General features: G+C 70.1%; 4 protein-coding genes. 1 reads left to right on the forward strand and 3 read right to left on the reverse strand.

Going from position 1 to position 3,771, the window contains the following annotated elements; genetic code table 11:
* The first annotated feature begins 453 nt into the window (after positions 1 to 453).
* A complete protein-coding gene (locus FHW79_RS32125) occupies positions 454 to 1,284 on the forward strand; it encodes a hypothetical protein (protein ID WP_183182662.1) in 831 nt (276 codons plus the stop codon).
* 3 nt (positions 1,285 to 1,287) lie between these two features.
* On the opposite strand, the gene FHW79_RS32130 is transcribed toward FHW79_RS32125, so the two are convergent.
* The 3 genes from FHW79_RS32130 to FHW79_RS32140 form a co-directional block, all read right to left on the reverse strand.
* Entirely contained in the window at positions 1,288 to 1,521 is a 234-nt protein-coding gene (locus FHW79_RS32130) for a hypothetical protein (protein WP_183182663.1), read from the reverse strand.
* A 123-nt stretch (positions 1,522 to 1,644) separates the two neighbouring features.
* Positions 1,645 to 2,328, reverse strand: a complete 684-nt coding sequence (locus FHW79_RS32135) for a class I SAM-dependent methyltransferase (protein ID WP_183182664.1) — start codon at positions 2,326 to 2,328, stop codon at positions 1,645 to 1,647.
* Positions 2,329 to 2,373: 45 nt separating this feature from the next.
* A complete protein-coding gene (locus FHW79_RS32140) occupies positions 2,374 to 3,378 on the reverse strand; it encodes a hypothetical protein (protein WP_247884731.1) in 1,005 nt (334 codons plus the stop codon).
* Positions 3,379 to 3,771 lie beyond the last annotated feature (393 nt).

Here is a 3,771-nt window from a genome sequence, read left to right on the forward strand (position 1 = left end):
CCGGCCCAGTCCTGGCGGTCGTAGCGGATCTTCCCCATGCCGAGCTGACGGCCGAGCGCGTCGGCGATCAGGGGGTTCGGTTCAACCAGGACAGCACGCATGGGGTTCTCCGCAACATCGGACCGGCGAGGGCGATTATTTTGCTTTTTAGGAAAAGTCTTTTTCGCGCCTGCAAACGTCATTCAAAAAACCAATCGAAATCCGTACTGTCAATCGTTGGTGTTAATACCTTGGCGAGAGCCGGGAGTCGGCGTTAAAGCTGTTTTAAAACCCGTTAATAGACCTGGTTTTGGAAAATTTACCGACGAAATCCATGAAAACACGAGACGAATTCTCGGCACTGCTTTTGCCGAGCCGTCTCCCGGTCCCGGCCTATGGAAAAAAGGTTTCTGTGCGCAGGGCGCGGGACGCGCTACTGTGACGGCGCAGGCCCGACTGTCAGGATAAGCCGCGATGACCGAGATGATGCCGCTCACCAACGCCGAGGATGCGCCGCCTCCGCCCGCGGCACCGGCCAAGCGGGCCACCCGTCCGCGCGCGCCAAAGGCATCACTGGGGGCGCCGTCGGAGGAAACCACGCAACTCCTGCGCGTCTATGGGGATCAGGTCGCCACGCTCGGTGAACAGATCGCCAAGGCGGAGGCCGCGGCGGACAGCGAACGGGCGGAGCGGCTGCGGGTCATCGCCGAACACGCCTCCGAGCGCGAACGCTGGCGCGAGGCCATCGGGCAGGTCGAGCGGGCGCGCTCCGGGGAGGTCGGGACCCTCCAGGGCGACCGCGAGGCCGAGCGCGACCGCATCAACCAGCTCGTCGAGACGCTGATCACGGAGACCTCGACGCGCGAGCAGGGCATGGCCCGCGCGCTTCAGGACGCGGAGGACCGTCTGTCCGCGGTGAACGCGGAGATCGCCGCCCTGCGCTTGTCCCACGCGGTGGCGCTGGACCGTCTCCAGGCCGACCGCGAGGCCGAGCGCAAGCGCATCGGCGACCTCGTGGAACGGCTGATCGCCGACACGGAGGCGCGGGAGCGCGGCTTCCGCCAGCGCATCGAGGCGGCGGAGCGCCGCAGCGAGGAGGCGCAGGCGGCGTTGGAGCAGGAGCGCCGGACCGGCGCGGAGCTGGAGAAGCGGCTGGAGCGGCTGACCGGCACGCTGGACGGCCTGCGCCGCGACCGCGAGGCCGAGGTCGCCGCCTACGAGGCGATGCGCGACCAATGCCGCATTCTGGTGACCGAACTGGCGCGGCGGCAGCGCCCCTGGTGGCGCCGCCTGTTCCGGCGCTGACCTTTATTCGTCTTCCTTTTCATCGCCGCCGCGGAAGGGCGCGGTCGCCACATGAGCCGTGGCCGACACCACGTCGCCGGCGACGCTGACCGCGGACCCGGCAACACTGGCCGCGGTGTCCACCGTGGCGACCACAACGCCGCAACCGGCCAGAAGCAGGGCGGCCGGGAAGAGCAGGACGGCGGCGGGCAAGCCGGAGCGGAAGAGGCCGGAGCGGGACAGGGTGGGGCGGGGCATGGTCTTCGGCCTTCGAAAGGGTGATGCCGCTCCACTATGCCCCGGACGCGCGATGGCGCGCCTGTGACCAAACGGCGGCGCTCATGCTGGCACGCCGCCGTATCGCCGCCAAGCGGGTCCTGCTTAAGGCAGCCTCTTGAAGACCATGCGCCGCATCGGCTGGTCGAAGGCGGTCATCCCCTCCGCGTCGATCCGCCCGCTGGCGGCGAAGCGGCGGCGGACCTCGGCTTCCACCGGGGGCAGGCGCTCGCGCCGCGCCGGGTCCACGGCCGTGACGTGGGTCAGGTAATGATCGGCGTCGCGGTAGCGCACCACGGTGCCGTAGACCGTCTCGTCCACCGCCTGCAGCGGCAGCGGCGGGTGCTTCAGCGTGTCGTAGGCGGCGGCGCGCACCTCCGTCTCGTCCTCGATGGGCAGGATGACCTCGAAGTAGGCGCCCTCGGCGATCGGCTCCACCACCACCAGCGTGCCACCGGGCTTCAGAACCCGCGCCGCCTCGGCCATCGCGTCGGCCATCACAGCCAGCGGCAGATGGTGGAAGCTGTTGGAGTAGACAATGGCGTCCGCCGACGCGTCCTCCAGCGGCAGCGCCTCCCCCTTGCCGACGCGGTAGTCGGCGCCGGCCACCGGGTCCGCCTTGCGGGCGCGGGCGAGCTGGCCCTCGCTGATCTCGATGCCGATGGCCCGGGCGCCGAGCCCCGCGAAATGGCGGGTCAGCGACCCGTCGCCGCAGCCGACATCCACCACGGTCCGGTCCCGTGGGTCCAGAATCTCGGCCAGGGCGTCCTTCAAGGTCATCGTCGTCATGGTGCGTTTCCGTTTTTCTTGATGGTTGGCAGCTGTTGGGGTGGGTCAGGGCGCGGCGTTCAGCGTGCGCCGGAAGTAGTCGAGGACCTCGTCGTTCAGCCGCGCGTGGAAGGCGGCGCGGTCGAAGCCCGGCGGGTCCTGCACCATTGCGCCGAAGCGGGCGGCGGCGCTGGCCGGGACCGGCGTGAGGAAGGCGTAGTGCCCGGCGCCGGGAACGAGGTCGTATTCGGGCGGCCGGGGCAACAGGCCGCGCACCCGCGCCACCTGGAGGGCGCCGCCCTCGTCGCCCTTCTCCGCCTCGTACAGCCGGACCGGGACGGTGACGCGGGACAGCGCGCCGTCCCCGAACAGCGCACCGACCGGGTCCATCAGCAGCAGCGACCGGATGCGCGGATCGGTGGCGGCCTCCAGCCGCTTCGGCGAGGCTGCGGCGGCGGTCTTGGCGCCCGCCGGGCAGAGGGTCCGGTCATCGGGATGGGTGGCGCAGATCTGAGCGAGCCGCCCCGGATCGGCCACCCCGCCCGCCGCCGCCAGCGCCGCATGGCCGCCGGCCGCGTAGCCGAGCACGCCGATGCGCTGCCGGTCCACCCGGAAGCCCATGGGCGAGGAGTCCAGCACGGCGTCCAGCGCCGCGCGGAGCTGCAGCGGCAATTCCGGCCACAGCGGGACGGTGCCGATCCGGTCGCCCTTGCCGGCCCTCGGGTCCGCGCCCGGTTCCGTGCCGCCGAGATGGGTCACGATGGCGGTCATCATCCCGCGGCGCGCCAGGAACAGGGCAACGCTGACCATCGCCAGACCGTTGCGCGACGGTCCCTGGGTCATCATCACCAACGGTGCGGAATCCAGCGCCGGCCCGCCTTCCGGGGCGACGTTCAGGTGATAGGGTCCCCGGCGGATCGGCTGGACCTGGTCGCGCGTCGGGTACAGCAGCAGGATCGGCACCGTCTTGCCCGTGCCCGGATCGGCGTAGGCGATCTGCGACACCGCGGCCCGGAATTGGGCCGGCGTTTCCCCCCGCGCAGGCAGGGCCGCCGGAAGCAGCCCGGTCATCAGAAAAGCCAGAACCCACCGCCGTGTCCGTCGACCCATCGCAACTCCTCCGGCATCACGTCACGAAACCTTCCCCGCCGGGGGAGTGTGGCCGTCTTGCCGGTCGAACGGCAAGCACGGTGTTTCCTGCCTGAACAGTGAGGTCCGCAAATCATGGCGCCTTGCCAAGGAACGGGCCGCCCTGTACCACGGCGGTGCGCCCCGCCAACCGCCAAGGCACAGGTCGGCCCGTTCCATGTTCGACAGCTTCCTTCTCGCCTTCACGGCGCTGTTCTCGATCGTCAACCCCATCGCCATGGGGTTCCGTCAGGTGTCGCGCCACGCCTGATCTGACGATGCAGGGGCCCCGGAGGCGGACAGCGTGAATTACGCGACAGCAAGCATGTCGCGCAG

This window comes from Azospirillum sp. OGB3 (assembly GCF_014192915.1).
Taxonomy (GTDB): Bacteria; Pseudomonadota; Alphaproteobacteria; order Azospirillales; family Azospirillaceae; genus Azospirillum.